Source organism: Methanosarcina sp. 1.H.A.2.2, assembly GCF_000979975.1.
Taxonomy (GTDB): Archaea; Halobacteriota; Methanosarcinia; order Methanosarcinales; family Methanosarcinaceae; genus Methanosarcina.
On record NZ_JJQL01000095.1, the window covers coordinates 10,810 to 36,094 of the forward strand.

Sequence of the window (25,285 nt, forward strand, 5' to 3'; positions counted from 1 at the left end):
TCAGGCCACTCCTTCGGGTTTTAAGACACATGGGCCAAGCTGCCTGATCTGTTCCGTAACCTTACGGACAACCTCGGCAAACTTTTCGCCTTCTGATGCCGAGATCCAGTTAAGCTGCAGCCTTTCTTCTTCCAGGCCGAGTTCTTTTAACATCGAGCGCATGAAATTGAATTTTACAAGGGTCTTTTCATTTCCATTTATGTAGTGGCAGTCCCCAAGGTGGCAGCCCGTAATCATCACGGCATCGGCTCCCTCAAGGAAAGCGGAGAATACATGCACAGGGTCTACCCTGCTCGAACACATCACGCGGATGATACGCATGCTTGCAGGCTGCTGGAAACGTCCGATTCCAGCCCCGTCTGCGCCTGCATAGGAACACCAGTTACAGCAGAACATTACAATCCTGGGTTCCCATGACTCAGAGACTTCGTTTTTGTCAGGTTCCATTAGCGGACCTCCTCCGAATAAGTAAAGACATCTTTCACCTGGGCAAGGAGCTGGTCATTTCTGAAATGCTGCTGGTCGAGCGCACCTGTCGGGCAGCTCATCGCACAGGCCCCGCAGCCCTTGCAGAGGGCAGGGTTAACCCCGGATTTCCTTGCCTTATAAGAAATGCCCTGTTTTTCGATCCATACTTCCTTTAAGCTGATCGCCCCGTAAGGGCAGACCGCTTCACATGCCCCGCAGCCCACGCAGAGTTCGGCATTGACTTTTGAGATGACAGCACTTGATTCCAGAGACTTTCTGGAGAGGATTGTACATGCCCTCGAAGCCGCAGCTGCTGCCTGGGCGATGCTTTCGTCTACAAGTTTGGGAGCCTGGGCCGTCCCGCAGAGGAAAACCCCTTCGGTTGCAAAGTCCACAGGCCTCAACTTTATGTGGACTTCCAGGAAAAAGCCATTTGAGTCCAGAGGGACCTTGAACATAGGAGCAATCTGCCTGTTTGTTGCAGGAGCTACAAGCGGAGCGCTCAGGACTATAAGGTCGGCATCGATTTCCAGGTCAAAACCCGTAATCTCGTCATATACGCGGACCTCTTTCTCCCCTATCCAGGGCAGCCGGGTGTCGGAGTAAGCAATAAAGCGGACTCCTGCAGCCCTTGCTCTTGAATAGAGCTCTTCCCATGCCCCATAAGTACGCATTTCCCTGTACAGCACATGCACGGTAGCCGACGGGTCCATTTTCTTGATGCGGAGCGCGTTTTTAACTGCAGTTATACAGCAGACCCTGGAACAATACGGGCGCTCTTTGTTCCTGCTTCCGGCACACTGGACCATTACCACATGTTTTGCCTTAAAATCGCCTTCGAGCTTCGCTTCAAGTTCGGACTGGGTGATAACATTCGGGAATTCCCCGTAACTGAAGTATCCTGCAGGTGAAAGCTCCTCGGCTCCTGTTGCAATAACCGCAACAGCAAACTTAACTTCCTGTTCCCTGCCTGCTGTATCCCTGACCCGGCCTTTGAAATTTCCAACCGAGCCGCTGACCTCGACCAGTTCGGAACCTGTCAGGACTTTGATAAGAGGATGAACCCTGACCTTCTCGATAAGAGGGATAAGGATTTCCCTGGTTTTCCTGCCGTCCTGAAGGGCTGTTACATCCCTGAGGAGGCCTCCGAGTTCGGCTTCTTTTTCCACAATAAGGACTTCAAACCCGTTTTCTGCGATCTCGAGAGCTGCATTCAGGCCTGAGATTCCACCCCCAAGCACCAGGGCATTGTGCCCGAGCGAAAGTTCCTGTTTATAAAGAGGAGAAAGGTGCCTGATCCTGGAAACCCCCATCCTTACGATATCCTTTGCCTTCTCAGTGGCTTTTTCAGGCTCCTGCTGGTGAATCCAGGAACAGTGTTCTCTGATGTTTACAAGCTCAAAGAGGTAGGGGTTCAGCCCTGCATCCCTGCAGCTTTCCTGAAAGAGGGGTTCGTGAGTTCTCGGAGTGCAGGAAGCAACAAGTACCCTGTTCAGCCCGTGTTCCGCGATCATTTCCTTGATCCGTTCCTGGGCATCTTCGGAGCAGGCATACATTTCCTCTCTTGCAACTGCCACATTTTCGAGCGTGTCGGCATAACGGACCACTTCAGGGACGTTAACAAAGCCTCCTATGTTCGTGCCGCAGTGGCAGACAACCACGCCTACCTTCGGTTCGCCTTCTACAGCCTTTTCAGGAGGGAACTCTTTTTTGCTTTCCAGAGTCCCGCGGGCAGAAGAGAGCAAAGCCCCGGCTTTTGCGGCAGCCCCGCTTGCCTGAGCCACCGTATCCGGAATATCTTTTGGCCCCTGCACAGCACCTGCAGCGAAAACTCCAGGCCTGTTCGTGCTCATCGGGTCCTCTATTGGAGTGCTGATAAATCCGGCTCCTGTAAGCCCGACCCCTGCAATCCTGGCAAGTTCTTTACCTGACTCGGAAGCCCCTATGCCTATGGAGAGGACGACCATATCGAACTCTTCGTGGGCTATGCTGCCGTCCTCTTCTTCATATGGGATCCTCAATTCACCTTTCAGAGGGTCGGCTTCAACACAAGAAGGACGGGAACGGATGAAGCGGACTTTTTTCTCATTTTTTGCCCGCTGGTAGAATTCCTCAAAGCCTTTTCCGAAAGCCCTGATATCGATATTGAAGATTGCACATTCAATCTTCGGGTCGTGCTCTTTTGCAATCACAGCCTGCTTTACGGCGTACATGCAGCAAACCGAGGAACAGTACTTTCTCGATAATTTCTGGTTCCTTGACCCCACGCACTGGATAAAAGCAATCTTCTTTGGCTCCTTTCCTTTCGAGGTTTGGAGATGCCCGTGGTAGGGCCCGGAAGCGTTCAGAAGCCTCTCAAACTGGAGGGAGGTTACAACATCGGGGTGCTCGGGCCTGTAAGCCTCAAGCCCTGCCGGGTTAAATGCCTCAAAACCCGCAGCAAGAATTACAGCTCCGACCTTGAGGGAAAGTTCGAGGTCTTTCTGGGTGTAGTCAATAGCTCCTCGTTTGCAGACCTTTGCACAGTTTCCGCATTTACCTTTGTTAAGGTAGATGCAATTATCAGGGTCAATGGTCATTACCCTTGGAACAGCCTGCGGAAAAGCGAGATAAATTGCTTTCCTCGGGGCAAGCCCTTCATTGAACCTGTCTGAGACTTTTTTCGGGCATTTTTCAATACAGTCCCCGCAGCCCGTACACTTCGTCTCGTCCACGTATCTGGCTTTTTTCTTGAGTTTTACTGTAAAGTCCCCGGCAACTCCGTCAATGGCAAGGACTTCACTGTATGTGAGCAGCTCTATGTTCGGGTGCCTGCTGGCTTCCACAAGCTTGGGAGAAAGGATGCAGGCTGCACAGTCCGAAGTCGGGAACGTCTTATCAAGCTGGGCCATTTTTCCCCCAATTGTCGGCCCGGACTCGATAAGGTAAACTTTATACCCGCTATTTGCAAGGTCAAGGGAAGCCTGTACCCCGGCAATCCCTCCACCGACGACAGCAACTGCCCCGGTTATGTCCGTTTTCATGCTTTCAGCTCCTACAGATGTTTTTCAGATAAATTCGGCTTCAACACATTGTTTTTCAGCTTTTACTCCAGAGAAGCTGAAGCTCATGTCGGCACTCCGCCCTTTTCAAGCCCGGTACCTGCACCGAGTTTCCTGCCCGGAAACCTGCTTTCGGCTCTTTCTCCGAGCTTTGTATAGAACTCACTGTTCTGGATGCGGTTTAAGTGAATGCCCAGTTCTTCAGGGGAATACCCGAGAGCAAGCCCGAGGAACTGGGAGTAATGGAGTACCGGGATATTGAATTCCTTTCCCAGGCGGTCTGCAAGCTCAATCTGCCCCTGGTCGAACTGAAGGTGGCAGAAAGGACAGGCATCCACGATGCAGTCCACATTTGCGCTCTGCATGTGCCCGAGCTTTTTTTCGGTAAGTGCAAGAGCCACGTCCAGAACGGCAGAACGGGCTCCTCCACCTGCTCCGCAGCAGGCTGTTTTGTCTTCATATTCCACGCTGCGGGCTCCAGTAGCTTCTACCAGTTCGTCAAAAAAAGAGGGGTTTTCCGCGCTTCCGAGTTTTCTTTCATGGGACGGCTTTATCAGGTGGCAGCCGTAGTGCACTGCGACCCTGAGGTCGAGAGGGTGTGTGACTGCATCCCGGACTTTTTCTGGACTGACTTCCCTGAACAGGTATTCGACTATGTGCCTGACCTCAATCTTCCCGGAAAACTCCTTTCCGATCTCAGAAAGCTTCTCATTGACCCCGGCTTTTGCCTCCGGGTCTTCTTTTAAGATCCGGTTAGTGTCTGCAAGCGTTGCATAACAGCCGTTGCACACGGTAAGGATGTCCGCATCCAGAGATTCCGAAAGACAGAGATTCCGGCTTGCAAGGGTAAGCCAGGTCTTTTTGTCAAAGGACTGGAAAACTCCGGGAGCAGGGCAGCAGGAAGCTCCTTCAAGTTCCGTCAGGGAAATTCCAAGCCGTTCCATCACTTTCCGGGTGGCACTTTCAATCCCAGGATAACGGTTTGGGGCAATACAACCTAAAAAGAGAGAAAGGTTACGTTTTGAATTATCTGTAATGTTTTTCGTCATGTTTTTCAGCTTCTTATCGCAAATTCGTGTTTCAGGCTGATTTGTGTTTCAGGCTAAAGACTGCTGGTCAAACCCGATAAGCCGGTCAAACCCGCAGGCTTTAATGAGATGCCTTACTTCTTCAAGGGCTTCCGGGCAGGAGTGTACGGTTCCGGGCAGTTCGTCCAGTTCAAGCTCTTTTCGCTTTTTCCTGTTCTGCTCATCAATCGGAACACCATGCCCTGTACGCATCACGTACTCTGCGATTTTTTTATGAGCTGGAAGCATGACACCGTTTTTTACGGCAATACTTCGAAGCTTAAGCATGGTGTCCACGGTTTTTACTCCCTCTGGGCATCGTTCTTGACACCTGAAGCAGGTAGTGCAGTACCAGAGGTGCTCGCTGTTGAGCACACGGTCCCGCAGCCCCATTGCAGACATGCGCAGAAGTTTTTTTATGTTGTACTGAGGTACAACATCGGTAACCGGGCAGCCTGTAGAGCAGCCCTTACAGTTAAAACACATCAGAATCTTTTCGGCTCCGGTCTCCTCTTTGATTTCCTCAAAAAAGGTAGGATCGGATTCTGAGGTTTTTATAGGGTGTTTCATAGATTCATCCCTGATACAACTCTTAATATTTGACGTAAATAAGCAATTTTTCAGATTTTAGATGATTTTTCATATAGATGATTTTTCATATTTTGGATAATTCTTCAAATATTTTGCCCGTTCTCAGGAAAGCACTCATGCAATGTGTACAATTTCATACATTGACCTTCGCTACCTGAAAAAGGCAGGTTAAACAGGCCCCCTGTTCAGAAATCATCTTCAGGAAGTCGGGGGGTAATAATATAATAATATACTTAAAAGTTTCGCATATTTGTCATGATAAATAATTATAAATATAGCAAAAAAAAATATTTAAATAAAGATATATCAAGTGGCTGCAACTCATTTGAAAAAAATACAAATTAAAAAAAGTGAATACTGACCGACAGTAGAAATTTTTAAAAATAGTAAAGAACGTTCAAAATTATAGAAAACGTGAACAGAGCAAAAAATAGAGTGTAGATGGTGAAATTGCGTCTCCTATTTTTTCGCGGGAAGAGCCGGTTGCAGGCTAATGGAACAATACCCAGGATATTGTCTCTATTAATCACGGCACTGGTACAAGATTTGTTTTTTAATCTGGTTGGCAGGCAGGCTCCAGCTCCGCGCGGCGCAGGGAAAGAAAACTGAGGTATCCATTTTCCGGATTCCGGATAGATAAACCAGTTAATCGGAGACTACCGAAAAAATAGAAAAATTGAAAAAAGTGCAGAGACAGAATGTAGAAAGTAGAAAAAGAATAAAACCGTAAAAGTAGGAAATAGAAAAAAAGTAAAACCGTAAAAGTAGAAAAGGAAATAGTAAACAGGTTTCAGAACATCCGGACCTGTCTGCCAAGCCCTTCCCGGACAGCCCTCTCATAAACCATGTGCGCAGTTGCGACGTCCTGAATCGCAAGCCCTGTGGAGTCGAAGATCGTAATTTCCTCTTCACTCGTCCTGCCGGGTTTGAGATCGGCGATAATTTCTCCAAGCTGGGCGTGAATGTCATTTTCCGAGATGTAGTGCTTTGAAAGGGGTACGTTTACTTCCCCTGAATGGAGCGCCTGTACCATATCATCGACAATGATCTTGGAGCGGAGGAGGAGTTCGGGGTCGAGTTCTTCTTTTCCTACAGCGTCTGCCCCTATTGCGTTTATATGGGTCCCTTCTTTAATCCAGCTGGCTTTTACGATTGGTTTTCTTGTAGGGGTTGTCGTAACAAGAATATCGCAGTCGCAGACCTTTTCAATGCTTTCCTCATACTGGATTTCACAGGGCACGAAGTCTGCCATTTCCCGGATAAATTGTTCACAGCTTTCTTTTGTCCTGGAATTGATTTTCACAGTTTCGGGCTCAAAAACTTCACAGAGGGCTTCAAGCTGCGTCCTTGCCTGGTTTCCCGCACCTACAAGACCGATAATTTTAGAGTCCTTTCTTGCAAGGTATTTTGCAGCAATCCCTCCGGCTGCTCCTGTCCGGATGTCGGTAAGGTAAGTCCCGTCCATAATTGCCACAGGGGCTCCGGTTTCTGGGGAAATGAGAATAATTAGCGCCATTACTGTAGGAAGGCCGAGCGTAGGGTTTCCGGGATGGACGTTTACGATTTTTACGCCTGTAATGTCCTCTTCTTCAAGATATGCAGGCATTGTCCTCAGGTCGCCGTTGTAAGCTGTATAGTAAAGATAGGATTTGGGGGGCATCTGCACCTTGCCAAGCCCATGCTGTCTGAAAGCTCTTTCCACTACCTGCATATCAGAATGCATATCCACAACGCTTTTTACCTCTTCCTGAGACAGCCACAAAACTTCCATAACAGAACCCTCCACCGGAGCCATAGACCTTCCTCACATCCGAACCGTAAGCTGGCTTCCGGCTGAAAACCAGGCTTAAATCGAATAAAACCGGAATAAAAACCGGCAAGCAAACATTCACATTGATTTCCAGGCAGCACAAATTGCTATTTTTATTCGCGCAAATATGTATATATAACATATATCTTCACTCATTTAAAGAACTTCCTTCCTTAAAGGAGAAATTATGCAAGAGAGTTCTGCTGCTTTTTCCGGACCCTACCTGAAAGAAAAACTGCTGAAGCCTGCCAGAGACATCAGAAGCATTCTGCGCTGGGGTTATCCTAAATTTGCCACCATCCGCTTCGTGTCTGACCACTCTCAGCTCAGTGTCAAGGAACGAAATATTCTCACAAGGGTGATTATGCCCCCGGATAAAGTCGTATCCAGAGTCAGGAAAAAAATAGCCTGCGACGGTATAAGAGATAGGGACCTCCTCCTTGACGGGTACAATGTCCTCCTCAGCGTGGACAGCCTGCTGAAAAACGAACCCATGTGGTTCTGCGACGACGGATATATCAGGGACACCCGCTATTACTTTAGCAAGGCACGCCAGGCTGAAGATATCGAGGAGGCTCTGGATTCTGTTCTTGAATTTTTATCAGAAGCTCACCCGAAGTCAGTAACCTTCCTGCTTGATGCCCAGATCAGCCGGAGCGGAGAACTTGCCGGCTTTATCCGCCGCAAACTCAAAGAACATGGGATTTCGGGCGAGGCTCGGACCTCAAAAACTGCGGATTTCGACCTGAAAACTGAAGGCAGAAATTCCGAAAATAACCTCGTTGTCGCAACCTCCGACGGAATCGTAATTGACTCAGTCCTTCAGGTACTTGATATTCCGGCTTGCCTCATGGAAAAAATAGGAATTGAGCCTGTGAGGCTGTATTAAATTAGGGCTCTACTAACCTGAGGCTCTACTAACCTGAGGCTCTACTAATCTGAAGCGCTACTAATCTGAAATTGTACTTGACTGAGCAGGCAAGATTCATTAATTAATTACCAGAAACTCTGTCTGGAATATTCTGCCTGCCTGTAGATTTCTTCGGCTTCTGCGTACTGCCCTTTTTCTTTCAGCAGATCTCCGTATCCGCAAAGGCTTCCGAAATGTCCGGGATCGAGTTCAAGGGCTTTTTTGTACTGGACCTCGGCTTCGTGCCTGTGCCCGAACCTGGCAAGCAGCTTTGCATATTCACAGTGAGTTTCCACATCCCCCGGGTCAATTTTAAGGGCATACCTGAAGTGTACCCTTGCCCCATGAATAATTCCATGGTCTGCAAGCAGACGGGCATAGAACAGGTGGAGTTTCGGGCTTTCCGGGTCTGCTTTGAGGGCTTCTATGTAGTGGGCTTCAGCTTCCAGAGGTTCCCCTTTTTCATTAAGGAGGCGGGCATAACGGAAATTGGACTCCACATGCCCTGGATCAAGTTCAAGCGCCCGGATATAATGGTAGTTAGCTTCGGTTTTTTGCCCGCATTTGTAAAGCAAGATTCCATACCCGCAGTGAGCTCCCACATGCCTCGGATCAAGGAGAAGGGCTTTTTTGTACGCTTCTTCAGCGCCGTCCAGGTCCTGGAGCCTGTAAAGCAGGCAGCCGTAATTGCAGAGCGTATCAACATGGAAAGGGTGGATTTCAAGAGCTCTTTCATACTGGACTCTTGCAGCATCAAGTTTCCCGAGTTCGGCTAGCATAGCTCCGTATCCGCAGAGAGCTTCTATATTTTCCGGGTTTTCCTCAAGCACCTCTTCAAATTCCCTTGCAGCAAAATCCTCAAGCCCCAGCAAAGAAGCTGTTTTCCCCGCCTCCATGTGGGCTTCTTCCCGCATTTTCCCTGATAAAAGTAACGCGCATGCCCTGGAAAATGCATACTTTTCCCTGTACATCTTATCGTTGCCGAAAATAAAGGAGAGTTTCAGCAGAGTCTCTGTCAAAAGCGAGTGCTCACGTGAAAAAGAAATGACAAACTCAACGACCTCATCGAGATCACATTCATCTTCTGCAACCTTTTCGATTACATGAAAAACCAGCTTGTCTACGGCATCTATATCCATGCCCAAAACCTCCTAAATTTTACCTATACAGTTAATTTATTTGGCAGGCTATAAATAAATACCCATTTATATTCGTCCGACTATTATACGCGCAGTTATTTGGTTTTACTTAAAAACATTATTATATTTATGGAATACAGTATAAATAAATGTGGTTTTACTATATTGATTTCAAAACGAGTACGTTCAGGATTTTAAGATATGCTTAGTTGTTCACCATCAATTGGGCGATAGATCTCATTTTGAGGCTGCTGCATAGCACCCACAGCACCACCCACAAATCCTCATATAGACGATTTTTCCGCATCAAGCGGTTTTGCAAGACCACACCAGGGCTAATCAAAAGATAGCAAATATTATGATTTTTTGAAGTCAGAATAGCATGATATGTTAAAAATCCAATAAAAAGAACAACAGGAGTTCTGAAACCTGTTGAGTAAATTCCGCAAGTAAAGCATTAGGATTAATTATAGTATACTTGTATGTAATAAGAACAACAGGTAATGAATCAGGAAGCCACCGGTTTTAATGGGTGGCATTTCATATTATATATCGTACGTTCCTTCTCCTGTAAAAAGCTGACCATTTACTGTTGTCCATCCATCCTGAGATCCGGACAATTTAAACGGGATAAGAAAATAGTAATAGAGGGTAATTTATTCGATCCGGGTAATGATATAAATTACAAATTTTCCTCTCAAGCACGTTATTTTACGAAAAAGCAATTACAGATTTTAATCTGCAATTTAAATATGTGCTATCAATCTGATTATCCAAGTCCTGCATTATTTTTTTCTGAACTTCCATCCACCGCCCAGGCAGACCAAGCTTCCCAATAATCCAAAGCCTGGAGTAGAGTTATTTTTGCTCGATTCATTTTCACCTGAGCGATTACAGTTATCGGATTCAGAAATATTATTGTTTGAATTATTTAGTTCGACAGCGTTTTTTTCTTCTGAGGATGATAAGTTAGTTTCTTTAACTTCTGTACCTTCAGTTGCGTTAGAGGTAGCCTTTGCGCTTTGATTAGTTATATTGGAATCTACAGAGGGCCCAATAGCAACTCCTATAGGATATTTTCCTACTGTTACTGTGTCTATAACCGTGTTTGTGGTTGTGTCAATTACAGAGACAGTGTGACTCGCATAATTTGCCACATATACCTTTGTTCCGTCTTGGGTAACTTCAATTCCACAAGGTGCCTTTCCTACAGGCACAGTGGCTGTAATCTTGTTTGTGGCTGTATCAATTATATTAACAGCACCTGTAAGTGAATTGCTGAGATAATGTATCGCTACATATACCTTTTTCCCATCCGGGCTGACCGCAATTCCGCGAGGAATGTCTCCTACGCCCACTGTGTCTGTAACCTCGTTTGTACCTGTGTTAATTACAGAAATAGTAGCTGTGGAGTCATGACGAATATTAGAGTTCATCACATATGCCTTTGACCCGTCCTGACTGACTGCAACTTCAAGTGAATTGTTTCCTGTAGGTATCATGGTTGCAACAGTGTTTGTGGTTGTGTCAATTACAGAGACTGTACCTGTAAAGTTAGTTGAGTAACCGCCAGAATTCGCCACATATACCATTTTTCCATCCGGGCTGACTGCAATCCCAAAAGGAAAGTTTCCTACTTTCACTGTGGCTGTAACCTTGTTTGTGGTTGTGTCAATAATAGAAACAGTGCCGTAGCTGAAGCCCGTCACATATGCCTTATTTCCATCCGGACTGACTGCAACTTTTTGAGGATAGGTTCCTACTTTCACTGTGCTTATAACCTTATTTTTGGTGGTATCAATTACAGATACAGTGTTGCTACGTGAGTTCACAACATATGCCTTTGTTTCATCCGGACTGACTGCAACTCCAGAGGGATGTTCTCCTACATCTACTGTGGCTGTAACCTTGTTTGTGGCTGTGTCAATTACAGAGATATTATTGCTGTCGGAGTTAGTAACGTATGCAAATGGAGTTGCACTTACTACGCTCACCAGTATTAAAATCGCAAGTGCAGTTATTCCCAAAGCTTTTGTAAGGGTATCTTCTCTGCGTGCTTTATTATACATTGCCACACATGGGAGTGGAATTGAATAAGTGTCAATAGTTATTCCACTTTTTGAACCCCTGAATGTTTTCTCTTCTCCAATAATCTGTATCTCTGAGAAATTCATAATCCTTCATCCTGTTTATTCTTGCTCAGGTTGGAGGCGGCAAAAGCTCCAAAGAACCCGATTTATACTTCTCATTGAGGAATTGATCCGACGAAAGTCAAGAGTTAGGATAGTAGTAGTGTATCTGAGATAAATGGAGGCAGATTAAAAGTGGAGGAAAGATTTTAGCGAACTACTGAAATTACCTTTTCCTTTTTTGTTCTCCAGCTTTAAGCCATCAACTTTCCCTTCTCCATTAGCCATATAATAGGACTCAGCAATCAATTTCTTTAGTTCTGGTGTTTCTTCAGTGAGATTTGCCATTCCCCTGATTCCATAATAAACTATGAAATAATCTTCTCTATCTTTAAGGAAAGAATTCTTGTACACCAGGAAATATCCTGATGTTTCTGGACTTATATACCCAGTTGCATTAAATGAGTAAGGACCATAAACGGGGCTCCAGGAGTTTTTAGCTTCACGCTTTTCAATTACTTCCAGAAGTTCTGCACTAATATTCAGCTCTTGATGGGATACATTACCTTTTTCTTCCAGATACTCATAAAGGGTAGTTTCTCCTTTTAAAAATTTAGATTCATCGTCGAAGTACCAAACATTTATAAATTTTCCTCCAGAATAGTTTCCTGCATTACAATAAGGAGAAATTTTCGGAAAAAGTGATGTACAGCTCAGTTCATTTCCCTGCCAGGCTCCTGGTATGTACCATCCTGGCATGCCCTCTGAGGGGGGCAATCCTGGGCCTATTTTAATGAGGTCAAGCACAAGCCATACTCCGATAAGAACAACTATTAAAAATATTATGAATATTATCTTTTTATTCACTTTCTTGTAAAACATTTGTGTGCCTCAATTCAATAATAATATAATGGGTGGTTAAGGCCTCACCCATGTTGCCATAGCTCCAGTCCAGCTCCCAAAAGTTAGGTAGTGTTTATTACTCGTGTCCCATGTATCATGGATATAAATGAATAGGCTGACCTTTTACCATCAAGATCGTAGTAAACAGTAGATAGTTTCACAGTTGCGTCTTCCCAGTCTGAAAAATTAGATATGGATCTATAAATCTCTTTTATAGAGTAAGATGCAACTTCTTCAGCTTTTTTTTCGCTGACTTCATTTAATGAGTAAGTCCCATTCGATGATTCTTCCTGTGCACTTGCAACTGGTATCAACGCCATACCGACCAGCATTGCCAAAAGAAGTATGCTTATCGTAATTTTGATTCTACTCATTCGTCTAACTCCTAAAGTTATTCTTCCCCAGGAGGCAGAATCAGCAAGCTTAAATACACGCAAAGCTAACATAAATTATGCCTCTTAGGGCGTATTTTATGGAGTTCGGGTTATTGGGAAAGTACTTTTGAACTCCATAAACTCCTCATAGTCGACTCCTTATAAGTTTTCCGACCATTCTCTCTAACTATCCGTTTTTCATGCCCGTTTTGAGTCTACAATATTCTGAATCTTCGATAGCTTGATGATTTGGCCAGTAACTGCCAGTAACTATATGTATAAGCAGATCTCCTTGACATATATTCAAGAGTTTATATTGGAATGCAAGAATTCAAATTTATAATCATATATGATGATATTTATTGGCTGCTTACATTCTTACACCAAAAATATCTGTGTTTGTATCTCCTATGAGTCTGTAGCGTCAGGAATCTTCTAATCTTTGACAAGCCTCTCCATAACTTAGATCCTCTCTTTTTAGACAAATTCTTATAAAATACCGCCCGTAGCCTTACCTGTGGAATGGGCTTTTCCCAGCTCCGCCTCAAAAAAGTACCTCTCTTCAGGTTACCAAAGCAAAACTCGACAGCTTTCAGAGAAACGGAGTGGAGTTAATGCTCCACATGTGTCCGAACTGCCAGATACAGTACGACCGCTACCAGCCTGTAATTGAAAAAGAGTACGGGGTAGAGTACGACATGGTGCATATGAATATTGCCCAGCTCGTAGCTCTTTCAATGGGCGCAGACCCCTACAAAGTATGCAGTTTTTAGGCTCACTCCGTGCTTCTTGAAGGATTTTTTGAGAAGACCGGTATATTATAAATCCCGTTTTAAAGTTGAACCGGTCATCTTTTTTATTACATCGGGAGTGAAGAGGTCACGGTTTGAAGCGTTTTTAAAAACATGTATCTAAGTTACTGATCATAAATGTAGTCAATAGATACAGTAAAAATACTTTCATTATTTTCAAGCTCATTTTTTATTCTGATTGCATTTTCCTCTGGAATCCAATACTTAGATCCATCCGGCTTTTCAAAGCGAATATAGCACCAGACGAACTTTTTCACCTGAGTGTCATATTTATTCAGTATCGAAAGAAACTTTTCATCATTGACAGCCTGTTCGGATACCGCGATTACGTAAGAATCTCCTTTTCTGATGCCAGTAGCAGAAGAAGATATAATCCAATCTTTATTCTCTTCCTCCATCCCTTTTCTCAATTCGCGTCTTATATCCCGATTATCTTTGTCTACCATAATGTAGTATTTGTTTCCCACAGAACCCGCGTTGCAATCTATGCTATAGTTCGTATTCATGTTATAGTTCTTATAGTTTTCAAGAACAGCTTTAACTTCCGATTCGGAAGTTCCGTCTTTGAATCGGATATTCATCCCACTCACCTTAAGCTCATTGTTAGCTGGCGTTCTAATATCACTTAGTGGTTTTGTAAACAATCCCAAAAGCACTACGAGAGTTAGAAATACAATAAAAATAGTGATTACCTTGCCGATTTTACTCATACCAACACCTAACAAATGAGGAGGGGGTAAATCCCACTTATATACGGTTGATTTTTGAATCCGCGACTTCAACTGTTTTTATATCGGACCAGAATCTAAATGCATATACTTTTCCAACGACTTTTGGTCATCCAATCTTTGTAACTTTTTTTTGAACTTCCTCCCCCATATTGGCAAGCCAAGCTTCCCAATGATCCAAAGCTTGGAGTATTACCCATCAATATACCCAAGACCTACAGTCAAAATTTTCTCATTTGTTTCAAGTTCATTTTTTATCTTGATTGCATCCTTTTCTAAAACACAATTCTTTCCCACAATCCAGCCCGGTGACCCGTCTCCAAAATGGATATAACACACAACTGCCTTTTTCAACTGAAGGTTATTTTTTTCTAGTATTGTAAGAAAATTTTCATCTGGAACAAATTCTGCAGATAACATAATTATGTTATAATTTCCTTTTTTGATTTCAACTAAAGAAGTCCAGTTTTCATCTTTCCTTAATTCATTTATCTTATATTCATCTACTTTTACGTAGTACATTCCACACGAAATATTAGAATTGTAGTCTATGGTATAATTCACAGGTATGTTGTAATTTTCAAGAATGGCTTTTACTTCCGGCTCAGTAGTTTCATTTTCAAATTGAATAGATAAATCAACCACTTTAACTTCGTGAGATTGCTTCATCAGTACTACGATAATTAGAAAAACAATGAAAACAACTACTGCTTTGCTAATTTTTTTCATATAAGTCACCGTGAAAAATGAGGAGTTTTAACTCCTCACATATATACGATTAGTTTCAGAACCATATGCTTCCCAATAAGGTACACGGAAATACACAGGGTTAGGATCACCTATACGCAAATACTCATCCGAACCACTTATTTTGTATCCACGACACATTCGAGCATGGCCCCCGTCTCCATAAAATGCGCCAACTGCACTCTTGAAAGGCCTTCTATTGTCAATTTCATTAGTAGCTTCTGCAAATGTTATAGTACGTTACTCGCATGAATTAGGTTTATTTAATCCACTGCTTGAACGATAATAAAGTAACTGCTGGGAATTAGTAACCCCGTTAGGAGCTACTCCGTTCATCATCTCATATATAGTAGTTTGGTGAGGGCTTTCATCATTATAATATTCAGTAATCATTTTGGCAGTTGCTGGACCACAGTAGTAGCTCGTTATTTGCGCATATACAGTAGCACCGAGATCTACTTCAACATCAGTTCTCGAGTTTGTTATATCGGCACTGAGTTTTTTAATCTTTTCTTCAGTGACTGCCGCATTAATACTAACTCCCTTAGTAGCTGCTGCTTGTTCTATAGATTTAACAAGTTCATCACTTTTTTGCCAGTGTTTTAGATTATTTTCTATCCCATTCTTTAATCTCTGCTCATATATTGACCCTATTCCGGGTTCTGTTTCAGTTGCGGGTTTATCTGGTACCACATCAAGGGTATAAGCATCCACAAATATCCGATGTTCATCTCCTGTTGTTTTGTCCTTTACTATAGTCATTGCTCCTACGAGAGGATAATCGTATACAACCATCTGTGTCGATTTGATTTTTCCATCAGGGTATTCATTTTTGGCGATTTCTATTGATTTATTCATAACTGTAGTGGCATCAAAAGGTTTTGGCTCAAATAAAACAAGTTGGACTGTTTGCCCAAGCCTTTTATCTGCAGCAATGTCGATTATACCTATCAGGGTTTTATTTTTATAGACAGAAAATTGATAATATAATTTTTGACCAGTTGGATCGTAAAGCTCCAGTGGTTTGGAATCAACAGATGCACCTGTCCAGTTTTCAAATCCTGATGTGTTAGTTGCGATAAAGTTTATCATGTTTGCATTGGCATGCTTAAAAGCTTCCTCGGCAGTTACAGAATAATCTTTTTCTTCCTGTGCACTTACTGCCGGTATTAACACCATACCAACCAGCAGTGTTGCTAAAACAAGTATACTTACTCCAATTTTATACGGTTCATACTTTAATCTCCTGTGTATCTTATACCCAGGAGGCAGAATCAGGCAAGCTAAGCCTTAAATACAGACAAAGCTAACATAACTCATGCCTTTAGGGCGTATTTTGTGGAGTTCGGGCGGTACCTGGAAAACACTTCTGAACTCCATAAATCCCTTCGATCTAACTCCTTATAAGTTTTCTGGCCATTCTCTCTAACTATCCGTTTTTCATACCTGTTTTGAATCTAAAGTTATCTCCTGATCGTTGATAGTTCGATGATCTGGCCAGAAACTATATAACGAATACTCGACTGCAACCATATTCTGCATATTATAAAAATCAGAAGTAACACAAAATAAAATATACTAAGCCAATACCTGTATTGACTTATAGTATTCTTGAACTACTTTGCAGTCCCTGACTGCGAGATCATGCACAGGCTGGTACGATTCCCCACTTTTCTCCACAAGTTATCTTTCACTATTCTCGTCATGTACCTCGCGAGTTCTGGATCGACCTACCAACCAGATGAAGTAACAAATTGAAAGTCAGTGCCGCAAAGATCCGATCACTAAATTAAACTCTGTTCACACGCAAACTGTACCTTGTTTCCACGTCATACATGCCCTCAAGTTCTTCTTCGGTCAGGAAACCTTTCTCTATTAGCTTACTGAGGTTCTTCCTGTCTACTGATTCGACCATATCCCAGAGTTCACGTTCCACAAGATAATGCTTTAGCCTGTTAATGTGCCAGAGCTTCCAATCCGCCCTGTGCCGCCTGAGCTCCACATGCCCTATTCTCAGGACATCAATTTCTTTTTCCGCAAAGGTATCCATAATTCGGGCTCTAAGTTCTTCCCGCCTCTTTTCCAGAATGGATATTGCAGAGACAAGCTCTTCATACTCAAGCGCAACATCGGCAAGATCCATCTCTTCGGGGTCCTGCTCACTGATATCAAGTTCCATTGTCCTGTACTCCCGTTCAGATCCTTAAACTTCACAAATATATTTATTTTTCATTCTTTATTATTTAACTGCTTTTTCCTGCTTTCGGTCTTTCCTGCTTGAACTGGTTTTTCCTGTTTTAGTATATGCAGGTAATAAGGTTTAATAGCTGATATTCGTGCAGGAATTTATTATTGAATATGAGCTGCATACTGACCTTTTGTATCTGGCTCAGAAATGCTTATCGAGTAAAACTCCCTCTTATCTCATTAGAAAAATTTCCGACAAGCGGTCTTTACAATCTTTAAAACCTCTTCAGACATTATTTAATTGGATTTATCGGGGTGGTTCCATAAAATCAATAAATGACCTTGAAAAAGCAAAAACAAAAGAAGAACTGAGCCTTCTCCTCCCGAAGATAAATAACGTACTGGATTCCGAACCTGCCGTGCTCCGGATTGACCCGGCATTTACGGAGTCTATTATGCTTATCGGGGACATCCATGGAGACCTAGATGCCCTTAACTTTGTAATGGAAATGAGAGAAGAACTTGGCTGTAAATACATGCTTTTTCTGGGTGACTATGTAGACCGCGGGATGCAGGGCACAGAAGTCCTTATAAGGCTTTTCCGGCTGAAACTTGAGGAGCCTCAAAACATTTTCCTGCTCAGAGGGAACCATGAAACTGTGGATATGAACCTCTATTACGGCTTTTTTGAGGAAATTGGCTTTGATCAGGGTTTTCTTCTGAATGTCAGCAGGACATATGACAGGCTGCCGGTAGCAGCAATAATCTCGGGGCATACCTTCTGTGTGCACGGAGGAATCAATGGAACCGAGAGTGTTGATGCCATCACAAAAGAAGGCGCTTTTCCTTATCTATGGAATGATCCCTCGAACCGTCCGGGGCTGAGCACTTCATCAAGAGGTTCTACTGTTAAGGAATTCGGGCCTGATATTGTTGACGGCTTTTTAGAAACAAATGGTTTGAAAAAGATTGTGAGAGGGCACACAGCTCTCAGAACCGGATATGAATGGTGGTTCGACGGGAAACTGCTTTCCCTTTTCTCCTGCCCGGATTATGTCGGACTCGGGAACGCTGCTGCTTTTGCCTATATAGAGAAAGGAGAACTGAAAATTATTGCCTTTGGAAATCGGTCTCAGTAAAACCGAAAATTTGGCCTGAACAGGAAAGAAAAAGCCGGATTAAAGCAAAAAATCAGTTAAAATCAATGAAAAGTTGCTCCAGCCTGAGTCACTACTTCAAACTGGAGTCTTTATATATGCCGGATTGTCGATAGTTGTTATTTTTGAATGCCGGAATATTTTGGTTCGGATTATTTGGTTATTATTTGATGCTTAGATTTGATGCTTAGATTTGATGCTTAGATTTGATGCTTAGATTTGATGCTTAGATTTGATGCTTAGATTTGATGCTTAATTGCTCTTAATCAAGAATAATCCAGGAATCGGTCATTTTGTTCCCTATATCCGGATCGAGCTGCATTGCTTTCGTATACTGGATTTTAGCTTCGTCAAAACGACTCATTTTTCTCATGAGCAGTCCGTAGTTGTAGTGGAGTGGAGGATAATATGGATTGAGAGCAAGGGCTTTCTTGTATTCGTCCTCTGCTTCAGGTAAGCGCCCGAGTTCTGAAAGAAGGTTTCCGTAGCTGTAATGTCCCTCAACGCTTTCCGGGTCAAGACTTAGAGCTTTTTTGTATTCCATTTCAGCTTCGTACCTTCTTCCAAAGCGAGCAAGAAGGTTTGCATAGTTTGAGTGGACTTTTGCATCGTTCTGGTCAAGGGCAAGGGCTTCCATATACTGTTCTTCAGCTTCCGAGACCCTGCCTTCCCTTGCGAGGAGGTTTCCGTAGTTGAACAGAGTTCTCCTGTGCCTGGGGTTAAGGGAAAGGGCCTTCCTGTACTCGACCTCGGCTTCCGAAGAGCGCCCAAGGAAAGAGAGCAAAACCCCGAAGTTGTGGTGGAGGCTTGGGTCTTCGGGGTCCAGCTTCATGGCAAGTCTGTATTCTTTCTCGGCGTCCCTGAGCCTTCCGAGTTCAAAGAGCAGGTTTGCATACCCGCCTCTGGCAGGGACATAGTTCGGGTTACCGGCAAGTGCTCTCGAGTAACATTCCTCTGCTTCATCTACATGCCCGTATTCGGCCAGAAGGTAAGCGTACCCGGTATTTGCCTTTACATTTTCGGGCGAGGTTTCAAGAACGGTTTTATACTCATTTTCGGCTTCCTGAACCCTTCCGAGCTCTAAAAGAAGCTCAGAGTAAGCACATCTTACATCTGCATTTTCAGGGTTTTCGTTCAGGATTTCAAGGTAGCTTGCTTCGGCTTCAGGGGAAAAGCCCAGTACATGTGCTGCAATACCCAGCGCATAGCAGGAATCTTCGCGGAGCTTTCCGGAAGCCTGCATTAAGCAGACCTTTGCAAAAACGTATTCTTCCATGTGCATTTTTTGCTGCTTGCATGCGTTAGAGAGTTCAAGTAAAAGTTTTGGGGGATAAGATTTTTCTTTAGAGCTTTTCAGAGCAAAATCAGCTGCACAGGATAGGTTTTTCTGGTCAGATCCGATTATTCCAATAACATCGTACACAAAATCGTCAATAGCATCAAAGTCCATGTATCCGGCACCTCAGAAAAGTGAATGTTCTGGTAGGGGGTTGTCAGTGTAACATCCGGAGTATAGTTTACGCTTAATTGAATATATTAGTGAGTGAATATTGCGTATGATTATTAGACATACTATTAGTGTTTGAATAGTGTATAAGAGACCGAGTATAATATTATAATTATCGTATAACATTCTATCCCTTTATTACGCAAAATAAAACCACTGATTGCATTGAACGACAACGGTTTCATAAAAAAATATATTTTGCAGGATAAAAAACAAGGGATGTAGGGCAGGAGACGTAATAAAAATAAATCATTGATTATAAAAACATAAAAAGTGTTACTATTAACTGGAATGAAAAAACGAAAACTAAATAAATAAAAATACGAATAGAAAAGAAAAGCATATCTAATGATAGTATTAGCCAGAGGGAAAAGGAATTAAATAATTTTTACTAAGGCATAAATTCAACGTTTAAAAATAACTGGTTTGTATCAAATTAGAGGTAAACAGCAGGTAAACCATAAGTAAACCATAGGTTTATACTGTTTTTAGCTATTTTTACCGTTTTTATAATTTCATCAATTTTATCGCTTTTTTGGAAGTGCCTGAGAAATCTGTTGATGTTATTCCGGGAAACCTGAATGACAGTTCCGTTACATTCTTTTTAACTCCCTTTTGGTAATTATAAAGCCCATTTATTAGATTTAACTCCCTATTGGTAAACAGATGCCCCCTTTATCCAGCGCATAGTATTGCCTGCCGCTTTAGCCTGCCTGAGTCTGCCTGAACCCGCCTGAGTCCACCTGAGTCCGCTTGAGCCCACCTGCATACAATAGGTAAAAACGAAAGCATTAGCTGAACAGAAACTCTGAGCCAAAAATATCAACCGTGTTTTTTCAGAATTTTCATAATGATAAAAAACCCTGCAAGGTTTATTGCTCCTATCAGGAAATATCCTATCAGGTGCGTTGAGTTCCTGCCAAAAATCGAATCTCCGTCTCCGAAAACACCTGCAGAGCTGGTTTCTTCTTTTGCTCCCTCCAGGGAGGATTCACTTTCCTTTGTTTTGGCTCCTTTACTCCCGAATTCGATCACCGAATCAGTTTTAAGAGAAAACTCTTTCTCCTTTTCTTCAAGGCTATTTCCGGAATTCAGAACAGCCCCGACAGCATAGGAGTTCTCCGGCTCAAGGCCGAGGAAAAGGAACTGGTCATCGTTTCCTGGAGATGAGATTACTTTTCCATCTTTCCTGAGTTCTACGGATCCTTTTTCAGGAAGTTTGACTTTCAGGTTCACGTGCCCTGTAAGCAGGATCTGCTCTCCTTGCGTAAACCTGGGCCTGTCCGGGACATCAAGGATTCCAAGAAGGGTGGGAGCAAAGTCCTCCTGCCCGAATTCTCCCCTGATAACTCCGCTCTCGACATCCTGCGCATATACGATGAGCGGGACCATCTGCGCTTCATCCGATACCGAGTATTTTTCGGACTGATGCCCTCCTTTAGAACCATCTGCCGAAAAAGCCATCCCATGGTCTGAGGTCAGGACAAAAGCAAGGTTGTTTTTTTCACATAGTTTATAGAGGGATAAAAGCTCCGAATCAAGGTTTTCGATGCAGTCTATATATCCATAGTTGCCCCTGTAGTGCCCGCTCATATCAATTGCCCCTACATTGACAGTCAGCAAGTATTTTTGCCCGGGCCTGTTTTTTGCCATGTACTCTACAACAGCACAGGCAGTTTCAATACCCCACCTGTTATATCCGTTATACTTTTCCCCAGTCTCTTTTGAGGTGACATATCCCGGAGCCAGGTCAGCCTTCTCTTCCATTAGCTGCAAAAGCCCGGATGGCACCGGATTATCCTGGGAATGTTCATACTGCGCAAGCACTATCTCCATCTTCTTTAGTGAGTTGTTTTCATCCCTCAGGACAGCATCCTGTTCGGCGCAGATTGACCAGGAATCCCCTTTTTCCATTACAGCAATACAGAGATAGCCCTCACTGTGTAAAACATCGAAAATATTTGCATCTTTAAAACTAACAAACTCGCTGTCTGCACTCGGGTTTCCGGTAACAAGGACCGAGTGTCCGCCTTCGGTAAATGTTTGCGGAGCACGAAACTCGAGAATCCGGGCACTGTTTTTGCCTATTTCCGGAATATTCTCAAGCCTGGCGTTTTCAAGGGGTGTACCGTCAAGTGCGTGCGGTGTAAGCTCCGGATAGATAAAAGGGGCACTTAAGCCGTCAACGATCAACACGACTGCACCGTCAGGTGTATTGACAGGGTTTACCTCAACCTCGGTAAGTGCAGATGCAGGAACTGGAAAAACTGCAGAAAAGATCAACAGTGTTGTAAGTAAAACCAGAATTGGAAATAATTTGAAGTTTCGGATCCCGGAAATCATTGTAAATTATTTTAGATTCATCAGCTATAAAGAATTTCCCTTTTCAAAAAAATCTGCTGGCAAAGTTCGTTGCCTTTATACATTTTGTGAGACGTAGAGGACATATATACATACGGGGCTGTAGTGAAATCTTCAGATCTAAATTTTTTATTTAATATCCAGGTTTACAGGTTACCTTTTTAAAGGTTTATTTTTTTAAAGGTTTATTGTACCAGAAAGAGTAAAGGTATAACACTTGCCAAACATACCAATAACATTCTGAAAAACCCTATCATATAATCCAAAAAACAGGGAGATTCCCCATGAAGATGAACCCACGCTGTACCTACTGCCTGCTTTCGAGAGTGCATTTTCAATCAAAGCTTTCAACGGATGATGAAGATCTGATCTGCAAGACGATTCATGAATGCCTTGACGTCATGAATAAACATTATGACCCCGAGGCGGTATCAGCATCCGTAGCAACTAAAATTCACCGAAAGTGCTATGAAATCCTCGAAGACAATGATCCATATGAAGTCACAAAAAAGCTCATCAACCAGGCTGCATTAAAAGTCCTGCCCGCAGCAAAAGAAAAAATTTACGAAAACTCTCCTGACGACGGGGAACTCTTCAGGCGGGCAGTGCTTGCGTCGGTTGTCGCGAATTATTTTGATTTCGGGATTATGGGCTTTGATGCCAGCGAAGATAAATTTGAAGCTGCTTTTCTAAAACTTTTCGAACATGGGCTTGACGTTGATGATACCCCAAAGATGATGGGGCTCCTTAAGGATGTTGTCTACATTGCCGACAACTGCGGAGAGATCCTTTTTGATATTATAGTTTTCGACGTGATAAAAAAACTCGGCGGAAATATCACACTCGTGGTCCGAGGAGGTCCCATTCTCACAGATGTTACATTAGAAGAGGTAAAAGAGTTTGAAATCGATAAAAAGGTTGACAGGATAATGACCACAGGTTCAAATGCTGTAGGTATCCTGATCGAAGAAGCCCCTGCCGAACTTCTCGACGTAATGAAAGACGCAACCCTTATCATCAGCAAGGGCATGGCAAACTACGAGACCCTCTCCGAACATAATTTCGGGCCGATTGCCTATATGCTCCTTACAAAATGCGAGTGTGTGGCTGAAGACCTCGGGCTTGAACAGGGCCTGTCTGTTGCAAAACTGATGAACTTCCCCTGAAGTTCGCGCCTGTCGGATCTTTTGTCCTGATATTTCGGGGTATATTTTTTAAGATTTTCCGGCTGCCGGATTTTTTCGGCAACTTTTTATCGAGCAGAGCTACACATTAAATATAGTTAATGAAAAATACTTTAAGGTCAATGCGGAATTTTATCAGATTTGGCAGTTTCAAAATACAGGCAAGCCAGATATTTATTGATATATAATTATCTATTATCTAAACCGTATAAGAAGAACAGTATAAGGAGAGATCTAAGATGTGTGAACTTAATGTAATTATGCTTCGTGGAGAAAACCGAGAGAAGGTCATGGAGTCTGTAGCAAAGATTCTGGTTGAAGGAAACTCAATTCAGCTTACCGGAATCCTCGGAGATAAAATGACGGTTGAAGGCTCAATAAAGGAAATCAATTTCTCACGCGGGGAAGCCCTTATTCTGTCAAATTGATTTTTTTTACTTTTTTACTTTACTTCTTCCTGAGTTTTACCTGCTTATTGACCTTTTTTCTTTAGCAGGAATAAGATCATCTGTTTTAGTGGGAAGATAGGTCTGATAAAGAGTCTTGCTAATTTACTGAAGAACCGGTGAATTTCTAACCTTTCGGAAAACCATCTGGAAGCTCCGGAAGCACTGAATCTCTCCTCCAGTTTCTTTAATTTGCAATAACTACCCGGGAAAAGCATTTATCTATTCTTCTCTATAACCTCAATGTTACCTGAGATATAACAATCAACAATCAGGCGTAAATTTAAAGCACTCAAAATATTTATCACTTAAATCAGTATCTTAGTTCGAAGATCGGGCAGTTTTTAGCATCTCTTAATTTCATACGTGCATTATAAATCCATGAAACACTTTAAATTTATGCATATATGTAGATTAGTTTAATTCACTACCCGGAAATCGCAAACTTATAAAAAACAATTTTCAGTTGTTCAGGCTATTAGACTGTAATTCACTCTAATTTAGTCTAATTTACTACAAATTAGACTAATTTATTTAGACTAATTTACTATAATTTAGACTAATCCTGAATTGGATAGTTCAGGATAAACAGGACAGGATAATAAATGGCTAAAGCAAAGATTGCAGTAAACGGTTACGGAACTATAGGGAAAAGAGTTGCAGACGCCGTACAGGCTCAGGACGATATGGAAATCATAGGCGTTTCCAAGACAAAGCCAAACTATGAGGCTGCAGTAGCCCACCAGCTAGGGTATGACATCTATGCCCCTGCCGCCAATCTGGGAGCTTTTGAAAAGGCAGGAATACCTGCCGCCGGGAGCATTGAGGAAATGGTGGAAAAAGCCGACCTGGTTGTGGACTGCACTCCTGGAGGAGTGGGGGAAGCTAATAAAGCCCTGTACGAAAAAGCCGGGGTAAAGGCCATCTGGCAGGGTGGTGAGGAGCACGAACTTACGGGTTTTTCCTTTAACGCCGTCTCAAACTACGAAGGGGCTCTGGGCCTTGACTTCTTGAGGGTGGTTTCCTGCAACACCACAGGGCTTTGCAGAGTCATCTATCCCATAGACAAAGCATTTGGGGTAAAGAAGGTAAGGGTAACTCTTACCCGAAGGTCAGCCGATCCCAATGATATAAAGAAGGGACCGATCAATGCAATCGTACCGGACCCGATAAAGCTGCCTTCCCACCACGGTCCCGATGTGAAGACTGTTATTCCCCAGATCAATATCACCTCAGCCGCCATGAAAATCCCGACGACCCTCATGCACCTGCACACCGTGAACATGGAGCTTAAGAACGAGTGCACTGCCGAAGACATCAGGAAAGTGCTTGGTTCCCAGTCACGAATCCGTTTCGTAGGACAGGGCATATCTTCCACGGCTGAAATCATGGAAGTTGCCAGGGACATAAAGCGCCCCAGAAACGATATGTGGGAAAACTGCGTCTGGACTGATTCCGTCACCATGCACGAAGGGGAACTCTACTTCTTCCAGGCTATCCATCAGGAATCCATTGTGGTCCCTGAAAACGTGGATGCTATCCGCGCAATGATGGAGCTTGAGAGCGACGGCGCAAAATCAATCCAGAAAACAAATAAAGCCCTTGGGCTCTGAGCCTTCCCGAGGCTCTTGATTTCCGGGACTCAGGGTATCTGATACACTTTCTGACGAACATTCTAGTGAAATTTCTGACGAATTTCCTGAGTCCTGATTTACGAAACCTCA

21 protein-coding genes are annotated in these 25,285 nt (G+C 43.3%); 6 read left to right on the forward strand and 15 right to left on the reverse strand.

Annotation, left to right across the window (positions count from 1 at the left end; translation table 11 throughout):
- The 5 genes from EO93_RS15310 to ala form a co-directional block, all read right to left on the reverse strand.
- Entirely contained in the window at positions 1-447 is a 447-nt protein-coding gene (locus EO93_RS15310; RefSeq protein ID WP_048163448.1) for a hydrogenase iron-sulfur subunit, read from the reverse strand.
- The gene (locus tag EO93_RS15315) at positions 447-3,491 is read right to left on the reverse strand and encodes a CoB--CoM heterodisulfide reductase iron-sulfur subunit A family protein (RefSeq protein ID WP_048163450.1); all 3,045 of its coding nucleotides are present in this window, start codon (positions 3,489-3,491) and stop codon (positions 447-449) included. The genes EO93_RS15310 and EO93_RS15315 overlap by 1 nt, the downstream gene beginning before the upstream one ends.
- A gap of 83 nt (positions 3,492-3,574) precedes the next feature.
- Positions 3,575-4,558, reverse strand: coding sequence for a CoB--CoM heterodisulfide reductase subunit B (gene hdrB, locus EO93_RS15320; RefSeq protein WP_082107684.1), 984 nt, complete (start codon positions 4,556-4,558; stop codon positions 3,575-3,577).
- Positions 4,559-4,606: 48 nt separating this feature from the next.
- A complete protein-coding gene (gene hdrC / locus EO93_RS15325) occupies positions 4,607-5,146 on the reverse strand; it encodes a CoB--CoM heterodisulfide reductase subunit C (protein ID WP_048136136.1) in 540 nt (179 codons plus the stop codon).
- Between the two features lie 811 nt (positions 5,147-5,957).
- The gene (ala, locus tag EO93_RS15330) at positions 5,958-6,938 is read right to left on the reverse strand and encodes an alanine dehydrogenase (RefSeq protein ID WP_048136205.1); all 981 of its coding nucleotides are present in this window, start codon (positions 6,936-6,938) and stop codon (positions 5,958-5,960) included.
- 226 nt (positions 6,939-7,164) lie between these two features.
- Here ala and EO93_RS15335 point away from each other — a divergent pair, with 226 nt between their 5' ends.
- Positions 7,165-7,866, forward strand: coding sequence for a DUF434 domain-containing protein (locus EO93_RS15335; RefSeq protein ID WP_048163451.1), 702 nt, complete (start codon positions 7,165-7,167; stop codon positions 7,864-7,866).
- Between the two features lie 107 nt (positions 7,867-7,973).
- Here EO93_RS15335 and EO93_RS15340 read toward each other — a convergent pair whose 3' ends face one another.
- The 4 genes from EO93_RS15340 to EO93_RS15355 all read right to left on the reverse strand — a co-directional run bounded on the left by EO93_RS15340 (position 7,974) and on the right by EO93_RS15355 (position 12,504).
- Positions 7,974-9,026: a lipopolysaccharide assembly protein LapB gene (locus EO93_RS15340; RefSeq protein WP_048163453.1), complete on the reverse strand. Its 1,053-nt coding sequence runs from the start codon at positions 9,024-9,026 to the stop codon at positions 7,974-7,976.
- A gap of 785 nt (positions 9,027-9,811) precedes the next feature.
- Positions 9,812-11,095, reverse strand: coding sequence for a cytochrome D1 domain-containing protein (locus tag EO93_RS15345; RefSeq protein ID WP_048163526.1), 1,284 nt, complete (start codon positions 11,093-11,095; stop codon positions 9,812-9,814).
- A gap of 249 nt (positions 11,096-11,344) precedes the next feature.
- Positions 11,345-12,037, reverse strand: coding sequence for a hypothetical protein (locus EO93_RS15350; protein ID WP_048163454.1), 693 nt, complete (start codon positions 12,035-12,037; stop codon positions 11,345-11,347).
- Between the two features lie 83 nt (positions 12,038-12,120).
- Positions 12,121-12,504: a hypothetical protein gene (locus EO93_RS15355; RefSeq protein WP_048163456.1), complete on the reverse strand. Its 384-nt coding sequence runs from the start codon at positions 12,502-12,504 to the stop codon at positions 12,121-12,123.
- Positions 12,505-13,046: 542 nt separating this feature from the next.
- Between EO93_RS15355 and EO93_RS18350 the strand changes: the two genes are divergently transcribed.
- Positions 13,047-13,205 carry a hypothetical protein gene (locus EO93_RS18350; RefSeq protein ID WP_235284300.1) on the forward strand — a complete coding sequence of 53 codons (159 nt, stop codon included), beginning with the start codon at positions 13,047-13,049 and terminating at the stop codon, positions 13,203-13,205.
- 143 nt (positions 13,206-13,348) lie between these two features.
- Here the strand turns inward: EO93_RS18350 and EO93_RS15360 are convergent, their stop codons facing one another.
- The 4 genes from EO93_RS15360 to EO93_RS15375 all read right to left on the reverse strand — a co-directional run bounded on the left by EO93_RS15360 (position 13,349) and on the right by EO93_RS15375 (position 16,898).
- Positions 13,349-13,954, reverse strand: a complete 606-nt coding sequence (locus tag EO93_RS15360; RefSeq protein WP_048163457.1) for a UPF0228 family protein — start codon at positions 13,952-13,954, stop codon at positions 13,349-13,351.
- A gap of 210 nt (positions 13,955-14,164) precedes the next feature.
- Positions 14,165-14,701, reverse strand: a complete 537-nt coding sequence (locus tag EO93_RS15365; protein ID WP_048163459.1) for a UPF0228 family protein — start codon at positions 14,699-14,701, stop codon at positions 14,165-14,167.
- 258 nt (positions 14,702-14,959) lie between these two features.
- Positions 14,960-15,898, reverse strand: a complete 939-nt coding sequence (locus EO93_RS15370; RefSeq protein WP_235284301.1) for a GTPase - sulfate adenylate transferase subunit 1 — start codon at positions 15,896-15,898, stop codon at positions 14,960-14,962.
- A 610-nt stretch (positions 15,899-16,508) separates the two neighbouring features.
- Entirely contained in the window at positions 16,509-16,898 is a 390-nt protein-coding gene (locus EO93_RS15375; RefSeq protein ID WP_235284302.1) for a hypothetical protein, read from the reverse strand.
- 157 nt (positions 16,899-17,055) lie between these two features.
- On the opposite strand from EO93_RS15375, the gene EO93_RS15380 reads away from it, so the two are divergent.
- A complete protein-coding gene (locus tag EO93_RS15380) occupies positions 17,056-18,045 on the forward strand; it encodes a metallophosphoesterase (RefSeq protein WP_235284303.1) in 990 nt (329 codons plus the stop codon).
- Positions 18,046-18,325: 280 nt separating this feature from the next.
- On the opposite strand, the gene EO93_RS15385 is transcribed toward EO93_RS15380, so the two are convergent.
- Positions 18,326-19,513 (reverse strand): lipopolysaccharide assembly protein LapB, encoded by a 1,188-nt coding sequence (locus EO93_RS15385; RefSeq protein WP_048163461.1) that lies wholly within the window; start codon positions 19,511-19,513, stop codon positions 18,326-18,328.
- A gap of 879 nt (positions 19,514-20,392) precedes the next feature.
- Positions 20,393-21,853, reverse strand: coding sequence for a sulfatase-like hydrolase/transferase (locus EO93_RS15390; protein ID WP_235284304.1), 1,461 nt, complete (start codon positions 21,851-21,853; stop codon positions 20,393-20,395).
- Between the two features lie 362 nt (positions 21,854-22,215).
- Between EO93_RS15390 and EO93_RS15395 the strand changes: the two genes are divergently transcribed.
- From EO93_RS15395 to EO93_RS15410, 3 genes are all read left to right on the forward strand, one after another.
- Entirely contained in the window at positions 22,216-23,097 is an 882-nt protein-coding gene (locus tag EO93_RS15395) for a DUF89 domain-containing protein (RefSeq protein WP_048163464.1), read from the forward strand.
- 257 nt (positions 23,098-23,354) lie between these two features.
- Positions 23,355-23,543, forward strand: coding sequence for a CooT family nickel-binding protein (locus EO93_RS15400; RefSeq protein ID WP_048134691.1), 189 nt, complete (start codon positions 23,355-23,357; stop codon positions 23,541-23,543).
- Positions 23,544-24,166: 623 nt separating this feature from the next.
- Positions 24,167-25,174 carry a type II glyceraldehyde-3-phosphate dehydrogenase gene (locus EO93_RS15410; RefSeq protein WP_048163468.1) on the forward strand — a complete coding sequence of 336 codons (1,008 nt, stop codon included), beginning with the start codon at positions 24,167-24,169 and terminating at the stop codon, positions 25,172-25,174.
- Positions 25,175-25,285 lie beyond the last annotated feature (111 nt).

Excerpts from the sequence above, each read along its gene's own strand:
- EO93_RS15310 (WP_048163448.1), bottom strand. The coding sequence starts at position 447 with ATGGAACCTGACAAAAACGAAGTCTCTGAGTCATGGGAACCCAGGATT.
- EO93_RS15315 (WP_048163450.1), bottom strand. The coding sequence starts at position 3,491 with ATGAAAACGGACATAACCGGGGCAGTTGCTGTCGTCGGTGGAGGGATT.
- hdrB (WP_082107684.1), bottom strand. The coding sequence starts at position 4,558 with ATGACGAAAAACATTACAGATAATTCAAAACGTAACCTTTCTCTCTTT.
- hdrC (WP_048136136.1), bottom strand. The coding sequence starts at position 5,146 with ATGAAACACCCTATAAAAACCTCAGAATCCGATCCTACCTTTTTTGAG.
- ala (WP_048136205.1), bottom strand. The coding sequence starts at position 6,938 with ATGGAAGTTTTGTGGCTGTCTCAGGAAGAGGTAAAAAGCGTTGTGGAT.
- EO93_RS15335 (WP_048163451.1), top strand. The coding sequence starts at position 7,165 with ATGCAAGAGAGTTCTGCTGCTTTTTCCGGACCCTACCTGAAAGAAAAA.
- EO93_RS15340 (WP_048163453.1), bottom strand. The coding sequence starts at position 9,026 with ATGGATATAGATGCCGTAGACAAGCTGGTTTTTCATGTAATCGAAAAG.
- EO93_RS15345 (WP_048163526.1), bottom strand. The coding sequence starts at position 11,095 with ATGTATAATAAAGCACGCAGAGAAGATACCCTTACAAAAGCTTTGGGA.
- EO93_RS15350 (WP_048163454.1), bottom strand. The coding sequence starts at position 12,037 with ATGTTTTACAAGAAAGTGAATAAAAAGATAATATTCATAATATTTTTA.
- EO93_RS15355 (WP_048163456.1), bottom strand. The coding sequence starts at position 12,504 with ATGTTAGCTTTGCGTGTATTTAAGCTTGCTGATTCTGCCTCCTGGGGA.
- EO93_RS18350 (WP_235284300.1), top strand. The coding sequence starts at position 13,047 with ATGCTCCACATGTGTCCGAACTGCCAGATACAGTACGACCGCTACCAG.
- EO93_RS15360 (WP_048163457.1), bottom strand. The coding sequence starts at position 13,954 with ATGAGTAAAATCGGCAAGGTAATCACTATTTTTATTGTATTTCTAACT.
- EO93_RS15365 (WP_048163459.1), bottom strand. The coding sequence starts at position 14,701 with ATGAAAAAAATTAGCAAAGCAGTAGTTGTTTTCATTGTTTTTCTAATT.
- EO93_RS15370 (WP_235284301.1), bottom strand. The coding sequence starts at position 15,898 with ATGGTGTTAATACCGGCAGTAAGTGCACAGGAAGAAAAAGATTATTCT.
- EO93_RS15375 (WP_235284302.1), bottom strand. The coding sequence starts at position 16,898 with ATGGAACTTGATATCAGTGAGCAGGACCCCGAAGAGATGGATCTTGCC.
- EO93_RS15385 (WP_048163461.1), bottom strand. The coding sequence starts at position 19,513 with ATGGACTTTGATGCTATTGACGATTTTGTGTACGATGTTATTGGAATA.
- EO93_RS15395 (WP_048163464.1), top strand. The coding sequence starts at position 22,216 with ATGAAGATGAACCCACGCTGTACCTACTGCCTGCTTTCGAGAGTGCAT.
- EO93_RS15400 (WP_048134691.1), top strand. The coding sequence starts at position 23,355 with ATGTGTGAACTTAATGTAATTATGCTTCGTGGAGAAAACCGAGAGAAG.
- EO93_RS15410 (WP_048163468.1), top strand. The coding sequence starts at position 24,167 with ATGGCTAAAGCAAAGATTGCAGTAAACGGTTACGGAACTATAGGGAAA.